The organism is Streptomyces sp. CLCI03, assembly GCF_053615355.1.
The window spans coordinates 479942-493626 of the sequence record NZ_CM132132.1; the positions used below are offsets into that span (position 1 = coordinate 479942).

Annotated in this window: 17 protein-coding genes; 5 read left to right on the plus strand and 12 right to left on the minus strand. The window is 72.9% G+C overall.

The window, feature by feature from the left end; translation table 11 throughout:
• Window positions 1–44: 44 nt before the first annotated feature.
• From rraA to ACWG52_RS02250, 4 genes are all read right to left on the minus strand, one after another.
• A complete protein-coding gene (rraA, locus tag ACWG52_RS02235) occupies window positions 45–524 on the minus strand; it encodes a ribonuclease E activity regulator RraA (protein WP_389802234.1) in 480 nt (159 codons plus the stop codon).
• A gap of 234 nt (window positions 525–758) precedes the next feature.
• Window positions 759–1025, minus strand: a complete 267-nt coding sequence (locus tag ACWG52_RS02240; protein WP_389802231.1) for a GlsB/YeaQ/YmgE family stress response membrane protein — start codon at window positions 1023–1025, stop codon at window positions 759–761.
• A 92-nt stretch (window positions 1026–1117) separates the two neighbouring features.
• Window positions 1118–2008 carry a DMT family transporter gene (locus ACWG52_RS02245; RefSeq protein WP_453127634.1) on the minus strand — a complete coding sequence of 297 codons (891 nt, stop codon included), beginning with the start codon at window positions 2006–2008 and terminating at the stop codon, window positions 1118–1120.
• Entirely contained in the window at window positions 2005–2859 is an 855-nt protein-coding gene (locus tag ACWG52_RS02250) for a phosphatase PAP2 family protein (RefSeq protein ID WP_389802225.1), read from the minus strand. The genes ACWG52_RS02245 and ACWG52_RS02250 overlap by 4 nt, the downstream gene beginning before the upstream one ends.
• Before the next feature lie 154 nt (window positions 2860–3013).
• Between ACWG52_RS02250 and ACWG52_RS02255 the strand changes: the two genes are divergently transcribed.
• Entirely contained in the window at window positions 3014–3646 is a 633-nt protein-coding gene (locus ACWG52_RS02255) for a TetR/AcrR family transcriptional regulator (protein ID WP_030717715.1), read from the plus strand.
• A gap of 157 nt (window positions 3647–3803) precedes the next feature.
• Here ACWG52_RS02255 and ACWG52_RS02260 read toward each other — a convergent pair whose 3' ends face one another.
• On the minus strand, window positions 3804–4346 hold the full coding sequence (locus ACWG52_RS02260; RefSeq protein WP_389802222.1) for a TerD family protein: 543 nt from the start codon (window positions 4344–4346) through the stop codon (window positions 3804–3806).
• 440 nt (window positions 4347–4786) lie between these two features.
• Here ACWG52_RS02260 and ACWG52_RS02265 point away from each other — a divergent pair, with 440 nt between their 5' ends.
• A complete protein-coding gene (locus ACWG52_RS02265) occupies window positions 4787–5605 on the plus strand; it encodes a glutamate ABC transporter substrate-binding protein (protein WP_389802219.1) in 819 nt (272 codons plus the stop codon).
• 138 nt (window positions 5606–5743) lie between these two features.
• On the opposite strand, the gene ACWG52_RS02270 is transcribed toward ACWG52_RS02265, so the two are convergent.
• Entirely contained in the window at window positions 5744–6310 is a 567-nt protein-coding gene (locus ACWG52_RS02270; RefSeq protein WP_389802216.1) for a DJ-1/PfpI family protein, read from the minus strand.
• A gap of 219 nt (window positions 6311–6529) precedes the next feature.
• Between ACWG52_RS02270 and ACWG52_RS02275 the strand changes: the two genes are divergently transcribed.
• Window positions 6530–7348, plus strand: a complete 819-nt coding sequence (locus tag ACWG52_RS02275) for an endonuclease I family protein (RefSeq protein WP_390138591.1) — start codon at window positions 6530–6532, stop codon at window positions 7346–7348.
• Window positions 7349–7462: 114 nt separating this feature from the next.
• Window positions 7463–7780, plus strand: coding sequence for a DUF3040 domain-containing protein (locus ACWG52_RS02280; RefSeq protein WP_389802210.1), 318 nt, complete (start codon window positions 7463–7465; stop codon window positions 7778–7780).
• Between the two features lie 48 nt (window positions 7781–7828).
• Here ACWG52_RS02280 and ACWG52_RS02285 read toward each other — a convergent pair whose 3' ends face one another.
• The 3 genes from ACWG52_RS02285 to ACWG52_RS02295 all read right to left on the minus strand — a co-directional run bounded on the left by ACWG52_RS02285 (window position 7829) and on the right by ACWG52_RS02295 (window position 11219).
• A complete protein-coding gene (locus tag ACWG52_RS02285) occupies window positions 7829–9451 on the minus strand; it encodes a beta-N-acetylhexosaminidase (RefSeq protein ID WP_389802207.1) in 1623 nt (540 codons plus the stop codon).
• Between the two features lie 62 nt (window positions 9452–9513).
• Entirely contained in the window at window positions 9514–9942 is a 429-nt protein-coding gene (locus tag ACWG52_RS02290) for a GlcG/HbpS family heme-binding protein (RefSeq protein WP_389802204.1), read from the minus strand.
• A gap of 44 nt (window positions 9943–9986) precedes the next feature.
• Window positions 9987–11219, minus strand: a complete 1233-nt coding sequence (locus ACWG52_RS02295; RefSeq protein ID WP_389802201.1) for an MFS transporter — start codon at window positions 11217–11219, stop codon at window positions 9987–9989.
• Between the two features lie 216 nt (window positions 11220–11435).
• On the opposite strand from ACWG52_RS02295, the gene ACWG52_RS02300 reads away from it, so the two are divergent.
• Complete coding sequence (locus ACWG52_RS02300) at window positions 11436–11888, plus strand: MarR family winged helix-turn-helix transcriptional regulator (protein ID WP_389802199.1); 453 nt, start codon at window positions 11436–11438, stop codon at window positions 11886–11888.
• Between the two features lie 78 nt (window positions 11889–11966).
• Here ACWG52_RS02300 and ACWG52_RS02305 read toward each other — a convergent pair whose 3' ends face one another.
• Genes ACWG52_RS02305 through ACWG52_RS02315 form a run of 3 tightly spaced genes read right to left on the minus strand, consistent with a single transcriptional unit; the run spans window position 11967 to window position 13644 of the window.
• Window positions 11967–12509: a hypothetical protein gene (locus ACWG52_RS02305; RefSeq protein ID WP_389802196.1), complete on the minus strand. Its 543-nt coding sequence runs from the start codon at window positions 12507–12509 to the stop codon at window positions 11967–11969.
• On the minus strand, window positions 12506–13186 hold the full coding sequence (locus ACWG52_RS02310) for an RNA polymerase sigma factor (RefSeq protein ID WP_389802193.1): 681 nt from the start codon (window positions 13184–13186) through the stop codon (window positions 12506–12508). The genes ACWG52_RS02305 and ACWG52_RS02310 overlap by 4 nt, the downstream gene beginning before the upstream one ends.
• An 8-nt stretch (window positions 13187–13194) precedes the next feature.
• Window positions 13195–13644, minus strand: a complete 450-nt coding sequence (locus ACWG52_RS02315; RefSeq protein WP_389802190.1) for an LAETG motif-containing sortase-dependent surface protein — start codon at window positions 13642–13644, stop codon at window positions 13195–13197.
• Window positions 13645–13685 lie beyond the last annotated feature (41 nt).

Genomic DNA, 13685 nt, shown 5'->3' on the forward strand with positions numbered 1-13685 from the left:
GGCCCTGGCCGGTTCTGAACCGCCGGTCGGCTCGCGCGCGGGCGTCAGCGGGGCAGGACGACCACGCCGTCGTCGTCGGCGTGGACGATGTCGCCGGCGCGGAAGGTGATGTCGCCGATGGTGACGGGCTCGTCGATCGCGCCGTCGCCGGCCTTGCCGCTCTTGCGGGGGACCGTGCCGAGCGCCTTGACGCCGAGGTCGAGGCCGCCGAGGGCGACGCTGTCGCGGACCGAACCGTTGATGATCAGGCCGGCCCAGCCGTTGGCCTCGGCCGCGCCCGCGATGAGGTCGCCGACGAGGGCGGTACGCGGCGAGCCACCGCCGTCCACGACGAGGACCGCGCCCTCGCCCGGCGTGTGGAGGAGGGTGCGCAGCAGCGCGTTGTCCTCGTGGCAGCGGACGGTCCGTACGGGTCCGGCGAAGAGCCGGCGGCCGCCGAACTGGCGGAACCCGGTGGCGCAGATGGCCAGGGACTCGCCGTACTCGTCGTACAGGTCGGCTGTGGGGACGGGGGTGACACTCATTCGGCTACCGGTTTCCTCGCTGCTCGTGCTCGTACGTCGCGGTGGTGCGGCCAGCGTAATCGGCCGAACACGCGGGACGGCAGGGCGGTTCACCGAGGTGGCTCGGCCCGTGAGGAGGGGGACGGCCGGGGCGGGACGCCTGTCGCCGGTGGCGGCGGCGAGGCCCGAGCCGGACATCGGCCGGAATCCGACGGGCGGCCCCGCGTTCGCGGGGTCGGATCGCTCGGGGCCGGGTCAGTCCCGGGAGTTGCCGAAGAGGATGCGGTAGCCGATCAGCAGGACCAGCGAGCCCGCGATGGCGGAGCCCCAGGTGGCGAGGTCGAAGAACTGGGTCTGGATGGGCTTGTCCAGGACCTTCGCCGACAGCCAGCCGCCGATGAAGGCGCCGGCGACGCCGATGAGGGTGGTCCCGATCAGGCCACCGGGGTCCCGGCCGGGCAGCAGGACCTTGGCGATGCCCCCGGCCAGCAGTCCCAGGATGATCCAGCTGACGATCCCCATGTCCAGTCACTCCGCTTCGGTCGTCCGGTCGTTCAGGTGTTCCGGTGTTCTCCCAGGAGGACGCGCGCGGGCGTGGATCGGTTCTCCGACGATCAGACCGCCACGCGGCCGACCTGCACGGGAAGCTCCGCGCCCGGGAGGTGGCCGGTGTCGGGACCCGGCCCGGCGGAGGGCGTCCGGGTGAGCAGGAGCACTCCGCGCGCGGCGAGGAAGGCCCCGGCTCCGGCCAACAACAGGCCCGGCACTCCGCCTTGCAGCCGTTCGCCGAGCAGGACCATGCCGATGACGGCCGCGGCCAGCGGGTTGGCCAGGTTCACCACGGCCAGCGGGGCGCCGAGTCCGCCGCGGTAGGCCCGCTGGGACAGCAGCATCCCGCCGACCGCGAAGACGACGACGAGCAGGGCCACCGCGACGACCCGGACGCTGAGCAGGGCTCCGCCGCGACCGGCCGCCACGGCCACCGTCTGGGTCAGGGCCGAGGCCGCCGCGGAGGCCAGCCCGGAGGCGGTCGCGTGACGCAGGCCCGAGCGCGGGTCCTTGTCGGCGGTCAGCATGAGGATCACGGCGAGGGTCGCGCCGGAGACCGCCAGTGCCTCGATCAGCGTGAGGGTGTCGTCGGGCGCCGGCCCGGAGGCCGGGAGCAGCAGCAGGCCGAGCCCGGCGACGGTGGCCAGGGTGCCGCGCCATTCGGTGGCCGCCACGCGACGGCCGGCCCTGCGCGCCCCCAGCGGGACGGCGGCCACCAGGGTGAGCGCTCCGAGGGGCTGCACCAGGGTGAGGGGGCCGTACCGCAGGGCCGCCGCGTGCAGGAGCGCGGCGGCGGCGTTCAGCCCGGCCGACCACCACCAGGCGCCGGAGCCCAGCAAGGCCTTGGCGCTGCGCGCGACGGCGGCCCGGGCGAGCCGCTCCTGGGCGACGGCGGCGGCCGCGTAGGCCACGGCCGACGCGAGGCAGAGCCCGACGGCGAGGGCGGTGTCGTTCATTGTCCGGCTCCTACGGCCGCGTCCGCGCTCCGCGGGCGCGGCAGGCCTCGTACGGGGATGTCCTGGACCGGCTCCGCGGTCGATCCCGGGCCCGGGCCGGCGTCCGGGTCCGGATCCGGTTCGCTCGGGCGCGGCTTCGGGACGAGCAGCAGGGCCGCCCACAGGAGGACGGCGGCCACGACGGCGTCGAGCCAGTAGTGGTTGGCGGTGCCGACTATCACCAGCAGGGTCAGCAGCGGGTGCAGCAGCCACAGGAAGCGCCACCGCGAGGAGGTGGCGGCGATCATGCCGAGCGCGAGCATCAGCGCCCAGCCGAAGTGCAGTGAGGGCATGGCGGCGAACTGGTTCGCCAGGGTGTCCTCGGCCGGTGCGGCCTTGTACACGGAGGGGCCGTAGACCTGGGCGGTGTCGATGAGCGCCGCGGCGTCGAGCAGGCGCGGGGGCGCGAGCGGGAAGGCCAGGTGCAGGGCGAGGGCGGCTCCGGTGAGTCCGGCGAGCACGCGGCGCGTCCACAGGTAGTGGGCGGGGCGGCGGACGTAGAGCCAGATCAGGAAGAGCGCGGTCGCCGGGAAGTGGACGCCGGCGTAGTAGGTGTTCGCGGTGGTGACGAGGGCGTCCCCGTGCAGCAACAACCGCTGGATCGCGCCCTCGCCGGGCAGGTGCAGGAAACGCTCCGCGTCCCATATGCGCGCCGCGTTGCGGAAGGCGTCCTCGGTGCGGTCGGTCGAGAGCAGCCGGCCCGCCTTGTAGACGGTGAAGAATCCCGCGACGAGCAGCAGCTCGCGTATGAGGCGGCGGCGCGCGGCTCTCGGTCCGACTGCCGGCCCGGCAGGTGTGGTGTGGGAGCTCATCCCCCGGTCTCTCTTCCTGTTTACGCGCACAGCGACACGCCAGTGTATCGATACATTGGCGTATCGATACGCTGGTGTACCGATACGGTCGCGTTCCCGTACACTTCCGTAGTGGAACCTGCCGCCGAGGCGCCCCCAGAGGAGAGCCGCATCCATGACGACGACGCCGTCCCCCGCGCGCCGCTCCAAGATCACCCCGGAGCGTGAGCAGGAGTTCTACGACGCCGTCCTGGAGCAGCTGCGCGAGCACGGCTACGAGGCCCTGACCATGGAGGGCGTCGCCGCCCGGGCCAGCTGCGGCAAGTCCACGCTCTACCGGCAGTGGAAGACCAAGCCCCAGCTCGTCGCCGCCGCCCTGCGCGCGGGCCGCCGCGGCACCCTCGTCGCCGTGGACACCGGCTCACTGGCCGGCGATCTGCGGGAAGCCGCCCGGATCGCGGCCGGCACCTCCGGCAGGGACACCCGCCTGACGCAGGCCCTCGGGCACGCCGTGCTCAGTGACGAGGAACTCCAGGCCGCCCTGCGCGAGGCGCTGGTCGAGCCGGAACTGGCGGCGTTCGACGAGATGGTCGGACGGGCCGTGGCGCGCGGCGAGATCGACGCGGACCATCCGGCCGTGGAGTTCCTGCCCGCCCAGCTGATGGGCGTGCTCCGCATCCGGCCGGTGCTGGAGGGGCGGTACGCGGACGCCGACTACCTGGTCCGGTTCGTCGACGCCGTGCTGCTCCCGTCCCTGGGCCTCACGCCTCCCCGCCCCACCGGACCCCCGGCCGACCAGGCCCCCTGAACCGGCGGGCCGCCGTCCTGATGACCTGACGGCGACCTGCCCGCGCTGCCTCGTGGGGACGGCGGCAGCGCGCCACCCGGATCGGGCGGCGACCACTCACCCCAGGAGTGGTCACCGCCCGATCCGTGCGGCTCCGCACCGGCTCCGGCGACCGGCCTCAGCGGGGCGCGCCCATGGTCCGCGCGAACACCTCCGGGTCGGCCTCGAAACCGTGCAGCCGCAGGCCGAAGGACCAGGCACCCGAGGCGTCGCGGGTGAACTCTGCGACGGTGGCCGCGGTGGCGGAGGCCACGGCCGTGAAGTCACCCTGGGCGAGGTCGGCGTGGCCCTCGCGGATCCGGTACCCGGTGCCGCCGATGTCGGCGAAGCTCTTCGTACGGCCGGCCGCGCCGGCTTCGGCGTTCTGGATGACGACGCCCACCACCACCCGGCTCGACTCCGGCGCCATCCGGTTCAGCTCGATGGTCATCACCTCGTCGAAGCCGAAGCCCTGGCCGGTGTGGCTGTCCCGGTTCAAGGTGATGGTTCCGTCGGGCGACCGACTGCCGAAGTGCACCAGCTGGACCGGCGCCCCGTGGAGGTCCTCGGCGCCGAAGACGGCGGCGACGATGTCGAGGTCGTTCGCGGGTGCGCCCGTCGGGCTGGGGTCCCACCGCAGCGCGAACTCCACCTTGGCCAGTCCCTTGCGTACACCGCTCACCGAACTCCCCCTTCGTTCACAGGCATTGCCCGCCCATGATCCCACGGCCCCCGGGCCCGGCCCGAACGATCGTACGCTTCCGGCCATTTCGGCCGGTTCGATCGCCTCGGCCCGGATGGGCCGTACGCACCGAATTCAGCAGCGGCGAAATGGCGACAAACCCGATGTGCACGCTTCGCACCATAGCGACGCATTTCCGTTCCATCGCGCCACGGGCGTTTCCGGGCCGTCCCTTCCTCCCGTTACGACCCGAGGCCACCGCACGATCTGCGGCTGAACCGGATCGTTATCCTCAAGTTTTCCTCAAATCTAGTGACGGTGAGCCCGTCCGCTTCCTAGCTTCCTCGTACACGCGTCCCCACGTCCCCACATTCGCGCGGTTTCACACGCCCCCGGCGATCCCGGTGACGCGTCCCGCGTTCCCCAGGAAAGAGTTCAGCATGAAGGTTCCCCAGGCCGGTGCGGTCGCCGCAGTGATCGCGATCGCCCTGACCGCCTCCGGGTGCGTCTTCGACGAGGGGGACCAGGGAGACGAGACCCTCTCCATCGGCATCAAGTTCGACCAGCCTGGCATAGGCATGCGGGAAACCGACGGCACCTTCACCGGATTCGACGTCGATGTCGCGACGTACGTCGCCAAGGAACTCGGCTACAAGCCGAACAAGATCGAATTCAAGCAGGTCTACAGCAACGACCGCGAACTGCTGATCCAGTACAACGAGGTCAAGTTCGTCGTCGCGAGCTATTCGATCAACGAGAAGCGCAAGGAGAAGGTCGACTTCGCCGGCCCGTACTTCGTCGCGCACCAGGACCTGATGACCCGCGCCAACGACGGTTCGATCGCCAAGGCCGAGGACCTCAATTCGAAGAGCCTGTGCTCGGTCAGCGGCTCGACCTCGGCCGAGAACCTGCGCAAGAACCTCGCCCCCAAGGCGGGCCTGCTGGAGATGAGCGGCTACGCGGACTGCGTCGTCGCGCTCCAGGACAGCCGGGTCGACGCCATGACCACCGACAACTCCATCCTGGCCGGGTACGCCGCCCGCAAGGGCAACGAGGGCAAGTTCAAGCTGCTCGGCACGAGCCTGAGCAACGAGAACTACGGCATCGGGGTCAAGAAGGGCAACAAGGAGCTCCAGCGCAAGATCAACGACGCGCTGAAGAAGATGGTCGCGGACGGCTCCTGGGAAGCGGCCGTGAAGAAGAACTTCGGCACGAACTACAAGTACGAGCCGGCTCCGGCGATCAACCCCGTGAGCTGACGCCCGTCGAGGCGGCCGGCGCCCTGCGGGGATCTTCGGCGCGCCCGCGTCCGGCCCGGGAGCGGTGCCGCCTTCACGACCCGACGGCCGTGACCCCCTGCGAGGGGGTCACGGCCGTCCGTGTGATCCGCGCCCCGCTCAGACCACCGGGGCCTTGCCGCGCAGCACGGTCAGGAACTCCCGCATCCAGCGCGAGTGGTCCGGCCAGGCCCGGGCCGAGACCAGGGTGCCGTCGACCACCGTCTCGGCGTCCTCGAACTCGGCCCCGGCCGCCTTCATGTCCAGTTCGAGCGCCGGGTACGCGGTCACCCGCCGGCCGGTCAGGCCTCCGGCCGCGGCCGTGATGAGCGGGCCGTGGCAGATCTGGGCGATCGGCTTGTCGGATTCCGCGAAGGCGGCCAGGATCCGGCGCACCTCGGGGTCGTTGCGCAGGTACTCGGGTGCCCGGCCGCCGGGGACGACCAAGGCCGCGTAGTCCTCGGTGACCACGTCCGCGAAGGCAAGGTCGGCGGGCCAGGTGTAGCCGGGCTTCTCGGTGTAGGTGTCGAAGCCCTCCTCGAAGTCGTGGACCACGAACCGCAGTTTCTTCACCTGCGGCGCCGCGATGTGAACCTCGTAGCCCTCCTCTCGCAGGCGCTGGTACGGATACAGGACCTCCAGCGATTCGGCGGCGTCGCCGGTCACGATGAGGATCTTCACTGCCATGGGCTGCTCCAGAGAGGGCCGGTCAGGGTCGGTGCGGCCCCGCCCGGGGCCACCGCTACCCTGCCCGCGCCGGACGGTCGGCACACACCAAGATCCCCCACTACCGACACGTGGTTTTCACCTGTTCGGCACATGACAATGTGACCCTCGCTGTGCCACTGACACTCCGCCAATTCCCCGGGCGGGGACGGTGCGTAAGGAGAGGCAACCCCCCACCTGATGAAGATCTCGCGCATGACCCCCTGGGCGGCCGCCCTCGCCGCCGCCACTCTGGTAGGCATACCGGCGGCCGCGTCCGCCGGCCAGCAGGGCACCACCGCCGCCGGGAACCCGACGGCCGCCGCGGCGGACCCGTACGCGGACTACTACGCGAACGCCCAGGGCAAGACCGGGCCCGCGCTGAAGAGCGCCCTGCACGACATCATCAAGACCCAGTCCAAGGTGTCCTACGACGGCGTGTGGAACGCCCTGAAGGTGACCGACCAGGACCCGGCCAACTCCGCCAACGTCATCCTGCTCTACTCCGGCCGCTCCCAGTCCAAGGCGACGAACGGCGGCGGGGCCAACGACTGGAACCGCGAGCACGTCTGGGCGAAGAGCCACGGCGACTTCGGCACCGCCACCGGCCCGGGCACCGACCTGCACCACCTGCGCCCCGAGGACGTCACGGTCAACAGCACCCGGGGCAACAAGGACTTCGACAAGGGCGGCAGCCCCGTGAGCGAGGCGCCGGGCAGCCTGACCGACGCCGACTCCTTCGAGCCGCGCGACGCGGTCAAGGGCGACGTGGCACGGATGCTGCTGTACATGGCCGTCCGCTACGACGGGGACGACGGCTTCGCGAACCTGGAGCCGAACGACAAGGTCAACAATGGTTCGGCGCCCGCGATGGGCCGGATCAGCCTGCTGAAGCAGTGGAACCAGATGGACCCGCCGGACGCCTTCGAGCAGCGCCGGAACCAGGTCATATTCGACCGGTACCAGCACAACCGCAACCCGTTCATCGACCACCCGGAGTGGGTCGACTCCATCTGGTGACCGGCGCCCGCGGTCACGACGTCCTGCGGGGGTTGGGCCGCGTCAGGCAGGGTATTCCCAGGCCAGAGGCTGCGACCCGCGCCCGACGGCAGCAGCCGGCGGAGGTACGTCGTGATGGACGGAGCCGGACTCTCCGATCGCGAGCAGCGCGCCCTCTCCGCGATCGAGGCCGAACTCAAGGGTGATCGTTCCCTCGACCGGATCCTGCGGTCCACGTCGCACCGGCGCCGGCGCACCGTGGCAGCCTGGCTGCTCGGTGCGGTGGCGGCGGTGCTGTTCGTGGCGGCCTCGGTCACCGTCTCCCGGCTTCTGATCTGGCTCTTCGCCGCGGTCTGGACATCGGCGGTGATCCTCGCGCTGCCGCTGGTCGGCCAGTGGCTGCGGCGCCGCCGGCAGCGCGTCGACCGTACGGAGCGTACGGAGCGGCTGTGACGGACGGACGGGGCGGGGGCCGGCCGGGGGCGGGGCGGACCGGCCGGGTCAGAGCCGGTCGGCGAGGGCTTTGAAGTCGGCCCACGGCAGCTGGGGCGTACGCGCGTCCCACACCTTCTGCGAGAGCGCGGCCAGCGGAGTCTGGATGCCCGCGGCCACCTGGGCCTGGGTCTGGGCGCCGGCCAGGTCGCTCCAGATGGCGAGGCGCCCGCCCAGGATCTGGGGACCGTACGAGGCCGGGACGGGGGTCGTGCCGCGCAGGACGAGCGGGGTCCACTGCTCGTAGATCCGCTGCCCGGTGGGGTACGTGAACTGGTTGGGCTGGCCCAGTACGTAGTAGAGGTATTCGTCGTTGAGGTTGACGAGCTTGCGGCCCTCGCGCAGGTACTCCAGCGGCGGCCGGGCGCCGTTCTCCTTGCCCGTCCAGTACTCGACCTGGATGTCCTTCGCGGCGCTCGTCACGCCGCCCGCGAAGAACCCGTCGTTCCATGCCTTGAGGGCCTTCCCCGACGGCCGGACCACGGCGGCGCGGTCGTTCAGCCAGCCCGTGGCCAGGTCCTGGACCCGCGCGGAGGGCCCGTACCGCTGCTGGGCGGCGCGGGCGAGCTGGGGGAAGGAGGCCTGCGGGTCGCGGTAGACCAGCGCCTGGTACTCGTCGGCGCCCAGGTGCCAGGCTCCGCCCGGGAAGAGCGGTATGTACTCGCGCAGCAGCTCGTCCACGAGCTTGGCGGACGCCGGGTTCGATATGTCCACGGCGCCCTTGACCGCCCGCCCCTGGGTGTCGCGCAGCTGCAGGTCGGGGTGGGCGCGCAGGACCGCGCCGAGGTGGCCGGGCGAGTCGATCTCGGGGACCACGGTGATGTGCAGCCGGGCGGCGAGCGCGTTGATCTCGCGGACCTGGGCCTTGGTGAGGTGCGGGGTGGAGACGATCTCGGGGTGCGTGTCGGACTGGATCCGGAAGGCCTGGTCGTCGGAGAAGTGCAGACCGAGCTGGTTGAGCTTGAGGTCGGCCATCTCGCGGAGCCGGTCCTCGATCCAGTCCGGGGAGTAGAACTTGCGGGCGATGTCGAGGTTGAGGCCGCGCTGCGGTTTGGCGGGGGCGTCGCGCACGGTGCCCTCGGGGGCCGAGCCGGCGCTCTTGACCGCCTGCTTGAGGGTCCGGGTGCCGTAGAAGACCCCGGCCTGGTCGGGGCCGTTGATGCGGACGCGGCCGTCCTTGACGTCGAGGGTGTACGACTCGGGCCCTCCCGCGGCCCCCGCGTCCAGGGAGAGCTGCACGTCCCCGGCGCGCGGCGCGGCCGACTTGCCGTAGCCGATGTTCAGTTCACCGGCCAGCAGTTGGGCCTCGTCGGACAGGGCGGCGGTGTCGTCCGGGGCGACCACCACGCGGGCGTCCGGGGTGGGCTTCCAGCCGGGGCCGCGGGCGGGTACGTGCTCCCGCACCGCCGGGATGGTGCGCGGGGCGGTGGACAGCGGGTACGACGGGGTCGGCGTGGGGGTGGGGGCGGCCTCGGCCGGGCGCGCCGCCGTCGTGGAGGAGCCCGGGGCGCTGGGGGCGGCGGGCGCCTCGTCGGAGGCGGCCGTACAGCCCGGGAGGGCAAGGGTGACCAGCGCGGCGACCGTGGCCGTCGCGATGGTGTGGACCCTCCTGTGTCGCCTCTGTGTGCTCATGATGGATGCGTGTCCCCCGTACCAACGTGGCACGGGGGACCCGGGCGCGCGACCCGGCGGGCTCAGACCAGGACGTCGCGCGCGGCGACGGCGAAGCCGTGGTCCTGCTCGGGGGCGCCGCCACCGACGCCGATGGCGCCGATGAGGCGGCCGTCGCGGTGGACGGGCAGCCCGCCCGCGATGAACAGCAGCGGCCGGTCGAGGGCCGTGGGCAGGGTGTGGAAGGGACCGCCGGGCCGGACGGCTTCGACGAGGTCGGCGGTGGGCGCGTCCAGCTGGAGCGCGGTGTAGGCCTTGCGGGTGCTGGTCTCGCCGGAGATCAGCACGGCGCGGTCGTCGCGGCGGAAGGCGAGCAGGTGGCCGCCGGCGTCGAGGACGGTGACGCTGACCGTGACCCCGGCCGCTTCGGCGGCGGCCGCGGCGGTCGCGACGAGCAGCTCGGCGTCCTCGGTGGTCAGGGGGGCGACGGCGGTACGGGTGGGGGTGGACATGCGGGTCTCTCCTTGCGGGTGGGGGGTGCGTGGGTACGGGGGGATCAGTGATGGGCGGGGACGGCCGCGGTCGTTCCGGGGGCGCCGGCCGCCACGACCGTGCCCCGCTCGCCGCGGGCCGAGCGGGCCGTCGTACGGCGTTCCAGTGCGCCGGAGACGAGGGCGAGCAGCAGGGCGGATGCGGCCAGGGCGGCGCCGACCCAGTTGGGGGCGGTCCAGCCGAGTCCGGCGGCGATCACCAGGCCGCCGAGCCAGGCGGCGAGCGCGTTGCCCAGGTTGAAGGCGCCGATGTTGACGGCCGAGGCCAGGGTGGGCGCCCCGGCGGCCTGGTCCAGGACGCGCTTCTGGAGCGGGGGCACGGTGGCGAAGCCGAGGGCGCCGATCAGTACGAGGGTGACGGCCGCGCCGACCTTGGTGTGGGCGGTCAGGGTGAACACGGCGAGGGTGACGGCGAGGGCGCCCAGGGCCACGTACAGCATCGGCATCAGCGCGCGGTCGGCGTACCGTCCGCCGATGAGGTTGCCGGCTACCATGCCGAGGCCGAAGAGGACCAGGAGCCAGGTGACGGAGGTGTCGGCGAAGCCAGCGACGTTCGTCATCATCGGGGTGACGTAGGTGATCGCGGCGAAGACACCGCCGAAACCGAGGACGGTCATCGCCATCGCGAGCAGCACCTGGACGTTGCGGAAGGCGGCGACCTCACTGCGGATCCGTACGCCGCCCTCGGGCCGGGGCAGGTCGGGCACCAGCCGGGCGATGCCGAGCAGACCGGCGACACCGAGCGCGGCGACGATCAGGAAGGTGACGCGCCAGCCGAGGGTCTGGCCGACGAAGGTGCCGAGCGGGACGCCGACGACGTTGGCGACCGTCAGGCCGGTGAACATCATGGCGATCGCGCCGGCCTTCTTCTCGGGGGCGACGAGCTCGGCGGCGACGACCGCGCCGATGCCGAAGAAGGCGCCGTGGGCGAGCGAGGCGACGACGCGGCCGGCGAGCATGACGCCGAAGGCGGGGGCGAGGGCGGAGAGCACGTTGCCCGCGATGAAGAGGCCCATGAGCAGCATCAGCATGCGCTTGCGGGGGATGCGGGTGCCGAGCACGGTCATGAGGGGTGCGCCGAGGACGACGCCGAGGGCGTAGCCGGTGACCAGGAAGCCCGCGGTGGGGATCGAGACGCCGTACGTGCCGGCGACCTCGGGGAGCAGGCCCATGATCACGAATTCGGTGGTGCCGATCCCGAAGGCCCCGACGGCGAGGGCGAGGAGTGCGAGAGGCATGGGGGAGGTGTCCTTCAGGGGAGGGGGTGGTGCGCGGTGCAACGGCGGCGACGGCGGGACGTGGGCCGGTCACGACCCGGTTCCGCTGATTGCGGTCGCCGATTGCATGCGTCCACATTAATTGCAGACGCGGGATATTTGCAAGCGCGGGCTATTGCGCGTGTGGACTATCCTGGGGACACAGACCCAGCCAGGGACGCTTCGATGGAGGAGCCCATGACGGCCACGGACAGCGCGCTCACCGCCCTCTCCCAGGGCTGGTGCGCCCTCTCCCTCCTGCACGGGCGGATCGAGGCACACATCGAACGGGCCCTGCAGGCGGGCCACGGACTCAGCGTGCGCGAGTACTCGCTGCTGGACGTGCTCAGCCGCCAGCACAACGGCCCGGGCGGACACCTGCGGATGCACCAGGTCGCCGACTCGGTGGTGCTCAGCCAGAGTGCGACGACCCGGCTGGTGAGCAGGCTGGAGGACCGCGGCCTGCTGAACCGCTACATCTGCGACACCGACCGGCGGGGCATCTACACCGATGTCAGCGAGGCGGGCCTGGCCCTCCTGGCCGCCGCCCGCCCCACCAACGACACCGCCTTGCGCGAGGCGCTCGACGAGGCCTCGCTCGACCCGGAACTCGCCCCGCTGGTGGTGGCGGTGGAAAACCTCCGGCGCTGACCGGCACCGACGGGCACGGACCGGAACCGACCGACGCCGGCCCTGCCCCGGCCCGGGGCCTCCCCGGGCCGGACCGCCTCAGCGCGGGGCGGAGCTCGGCGGTGGCGAGGACGTCACGACGGCTCCGCGCGCCCCGGAGGGGCTCGCCGAGGGCGACGCCGCTCCCGACGGCCTGGGCGAGACCGGGACCGACGGGCTCACCGACCGGCCGGGGGGCGAGGAGGCGGCCGGGCTCCCCGAGGAGTCCACGCCCGGGCTCCGCTCCCCCGAACCCGACGGCCGCGGCGCGGGAGACGTCGGCTGCTCCGAGGAGGGGCCGGGGGCCGTGATCCTCGGCGGGGTGGCCGGCGGCACCGGGCCGGGCGCCGGATCGGGGGCCGACAGCAGGTAGCCGATCCCGGCGACCGCCGCTGCCGCCGCCAGGCCCGCCAGGCCCGCCAGGCCCGCCGGCGGCAGGGCGAACCGCCGCAGCCCGGCCATCGGGCGCCGTCCCGGGTGGGCCCCCGGCGGCTCCGCGGGGCGCAGCCGCCGGACGTCGATGCCGTCCGCGCGCGCGTCGAGGGCCGCCCGCAGCCGGCGCTCGACGGGGCGCTCGGCGAGGCGTTCGCCGTCACGCGTCATATCCGTCCCTCCAGAATCCGTTCCAGGGCGTCCAGGCCGCGGCTCGCGTTGGACTTCACCGCTCCCCGGCTGATCCCGAGGGTGGCCGCGATCTCCGCCTCGCTGAGATCGGCCCAGTACCGCAGCACCAGCACCTGGCGGCGGCGCGGGGTGAGCCGGCCGAGCGCGGCGAGTACCTCGCGGTGCGCCTCGTCGAGGACCACGTGGTCCTCGGCGGACGGTATGTCGGCCGCCGTCGGCGGGGTCCAGGCCCGGACGGTCCGCCTGCGGCGCAGCACCGAGCGCGAGGTGTTGACCACCGCGGTCCGCAGGTAACCCAGCGCGTTGTCGACCTCGGTGATCTGCTCCCCGTGCCGCCGGTACAGCGCGGTGAAGGCGTCCTGGACCACGTCCTCGGCGGTGGCCAGGTCGTCGACGAGCAGCACCGCGAGCCGGACCATCCGCAGCCGGTGCGCGTGGTAGAGCTCGGTGACGGTGGGCGGCCGCGATGCGCCGAGGCCCGTGTGGTCGTGGTCGTGGCCGTACGGCGGCCCGTACGAGGATCCGTACGGATCCGGGCGCGACCGCGGGGAGGCGGCCGGGGCCGAACGCTCGCGGCGCAGCAACGACCAAAGGCCCCGCCACGCCCGGCCGAAGCCGGGCGTGAGGGGGCCGACGGGTGATGCCAGTTGGAGCACGGGATTCCTCAGCTGTTCGCGCGGCGCCGCACGGCGTACAGGGCTCCCGCGCCGGCCAGGACCAGAACGGTGGCCCCCGCGCCCATGGCGACCGTGGTCGCCGAGGAGCCAGTATGCGCGAGCTCCGGGGTGCCGGGGGCGGCGGCCGGCTCGGACGGCGACGTGCCGGGCCGGACGCCCGACCCCGGGGCCGACGGAGCGGCGCTGGGGGCGGCGCTGGGAGACGCGCTCCGCGTGTCCGATCCCGCGCTCGGCGGGGTGCTCACCGACGGGGAGGGCTTGACCCCGCCCACGCTGGGCGAGGCACTCGCGGGCACGCTGACGGCCGGGGAGGGCGCGGCCGAGCCGCCGCTCGCGGCGAACGCCGGGCCGGCGAGGGCGAAGGCCACCCCGGCGGCGGCAGCGGTGACGGCCGTCGTCCGGCGCAGGGCCAGGGGGACGCGCAACAGGTTCTTCACGGTGGTTCTCCACGGTCGGGTCGAGGACGCGGGACTGCGCC

What these genes read in the sequence shown, in the direction of transcription:
- ACWG52_RS02300 (WP_389802199.1), top strand. Translation starts at nt 11,436, where the DNA reads ATGACGGCCACGGACAGCGCGCTCACCGCCCTCTCCCAGGGCTGGTGC.
- ACWG52_RS02305 (WP_389802196.1), bottom strand. Translation starts at nt 12,509, where the DNA reads ATGACGCGTGACGGCGAACGCCTCGCCGAGCGCCCCGTCGAGCGCCGG.
- ACWG52_RS02245 (WP_453127634.1), bottom strand. Translation starts at nt 2,008, where the DNA reads ATGAACGACACCGCCCTCGCCGTCGGGCTCTGCCTCGCGTCGGCCGTG.
- ACWG52_RS02270 (WP_389802216.1), bottom strand. Translation starts at nt 6,310, where the DNA reads ATGGCAGTGAAGATCCTCATCGTGACCGGCGACGCCGCCGAATCGCTG.
- ACWG52_RS02255 (WP_030717715.1), top strand. Translation starts at nt 3,014, where the DNA reads ATGACGACGACGCCGTCCCCCGCGCGCCGCTCCAAGATCACCCCGGAG.
- ACWG52_RS02275 (WP_390138591.1), top strand. Translation starts at nt 6,530, where the DNA reads ATGAAGATCTCGCGCATGACCCCCTGGGCGGCCGCCCTCGCCGCCGCC.
- ACWG52_RS02295 (WP_389802201.1), bottom strand. Translation starts at nt 11,219, where the DNA reads ATGCCTCTCGCACTCCTCGCCCTCGCCGTCGGGGCCTTCGGGATCGGC.
- ACWG52_RS02250 (WP_389802225.1), bottom strand. Translation starts at nt 2,859, where the DNA reads ATGAGCTCCCACACCACACCTGCCGGGCCGGCAGTCGGACCGAGAGCC.
- ACWG52_RS02265 (WP_389802219.1), top strand. Translation starts at nt 4,787, where the DNA reads ATGAAGGTTCCCCAGGCCGGTGCGGTCGCCGCAGTGATCGCGATCGCC.
- ACWG52_RS02280 (WP_389802210.1), top strand. Translation starts at nt 7,463, where the DNA reads ATGGACGGAGCCGGACTCTCCGATCGCGAGCAGCGCGCCCTCTCCGCG.
- ACWG52_RS02240 (WP_389802231.1), bottom strand. Translation starts at nt 1,025, where the DNA reads ATGGGGATCGTCAGCTGGATCATCCTGGGACTGCTGGCCGGGGGCATC.
- ACWG52_RS02290 (WP_389802204.1), bottom strand. Translation starts at nt 9,942, where the DNA reads ATGTCCACCCCCACCCGTACCGCCGTCGCCCCCCTGACCACCGAGGAC.
- ACWG52_RS02285 (WP_389802207.1), bottom strand. Translation starts at nt 9,451, where the DNA reads ATGAGCACACAGAGGCGACACAGGAGGGTCCACACCATCGCGACGGCC.
- rraA (WP_389802234.1), bottom strand. Translation starts at nt 524, where the DNA reads ATGAGTGTCACCCCCGTCCCCACAGCCGACCTGTACGACGAGTACGGC.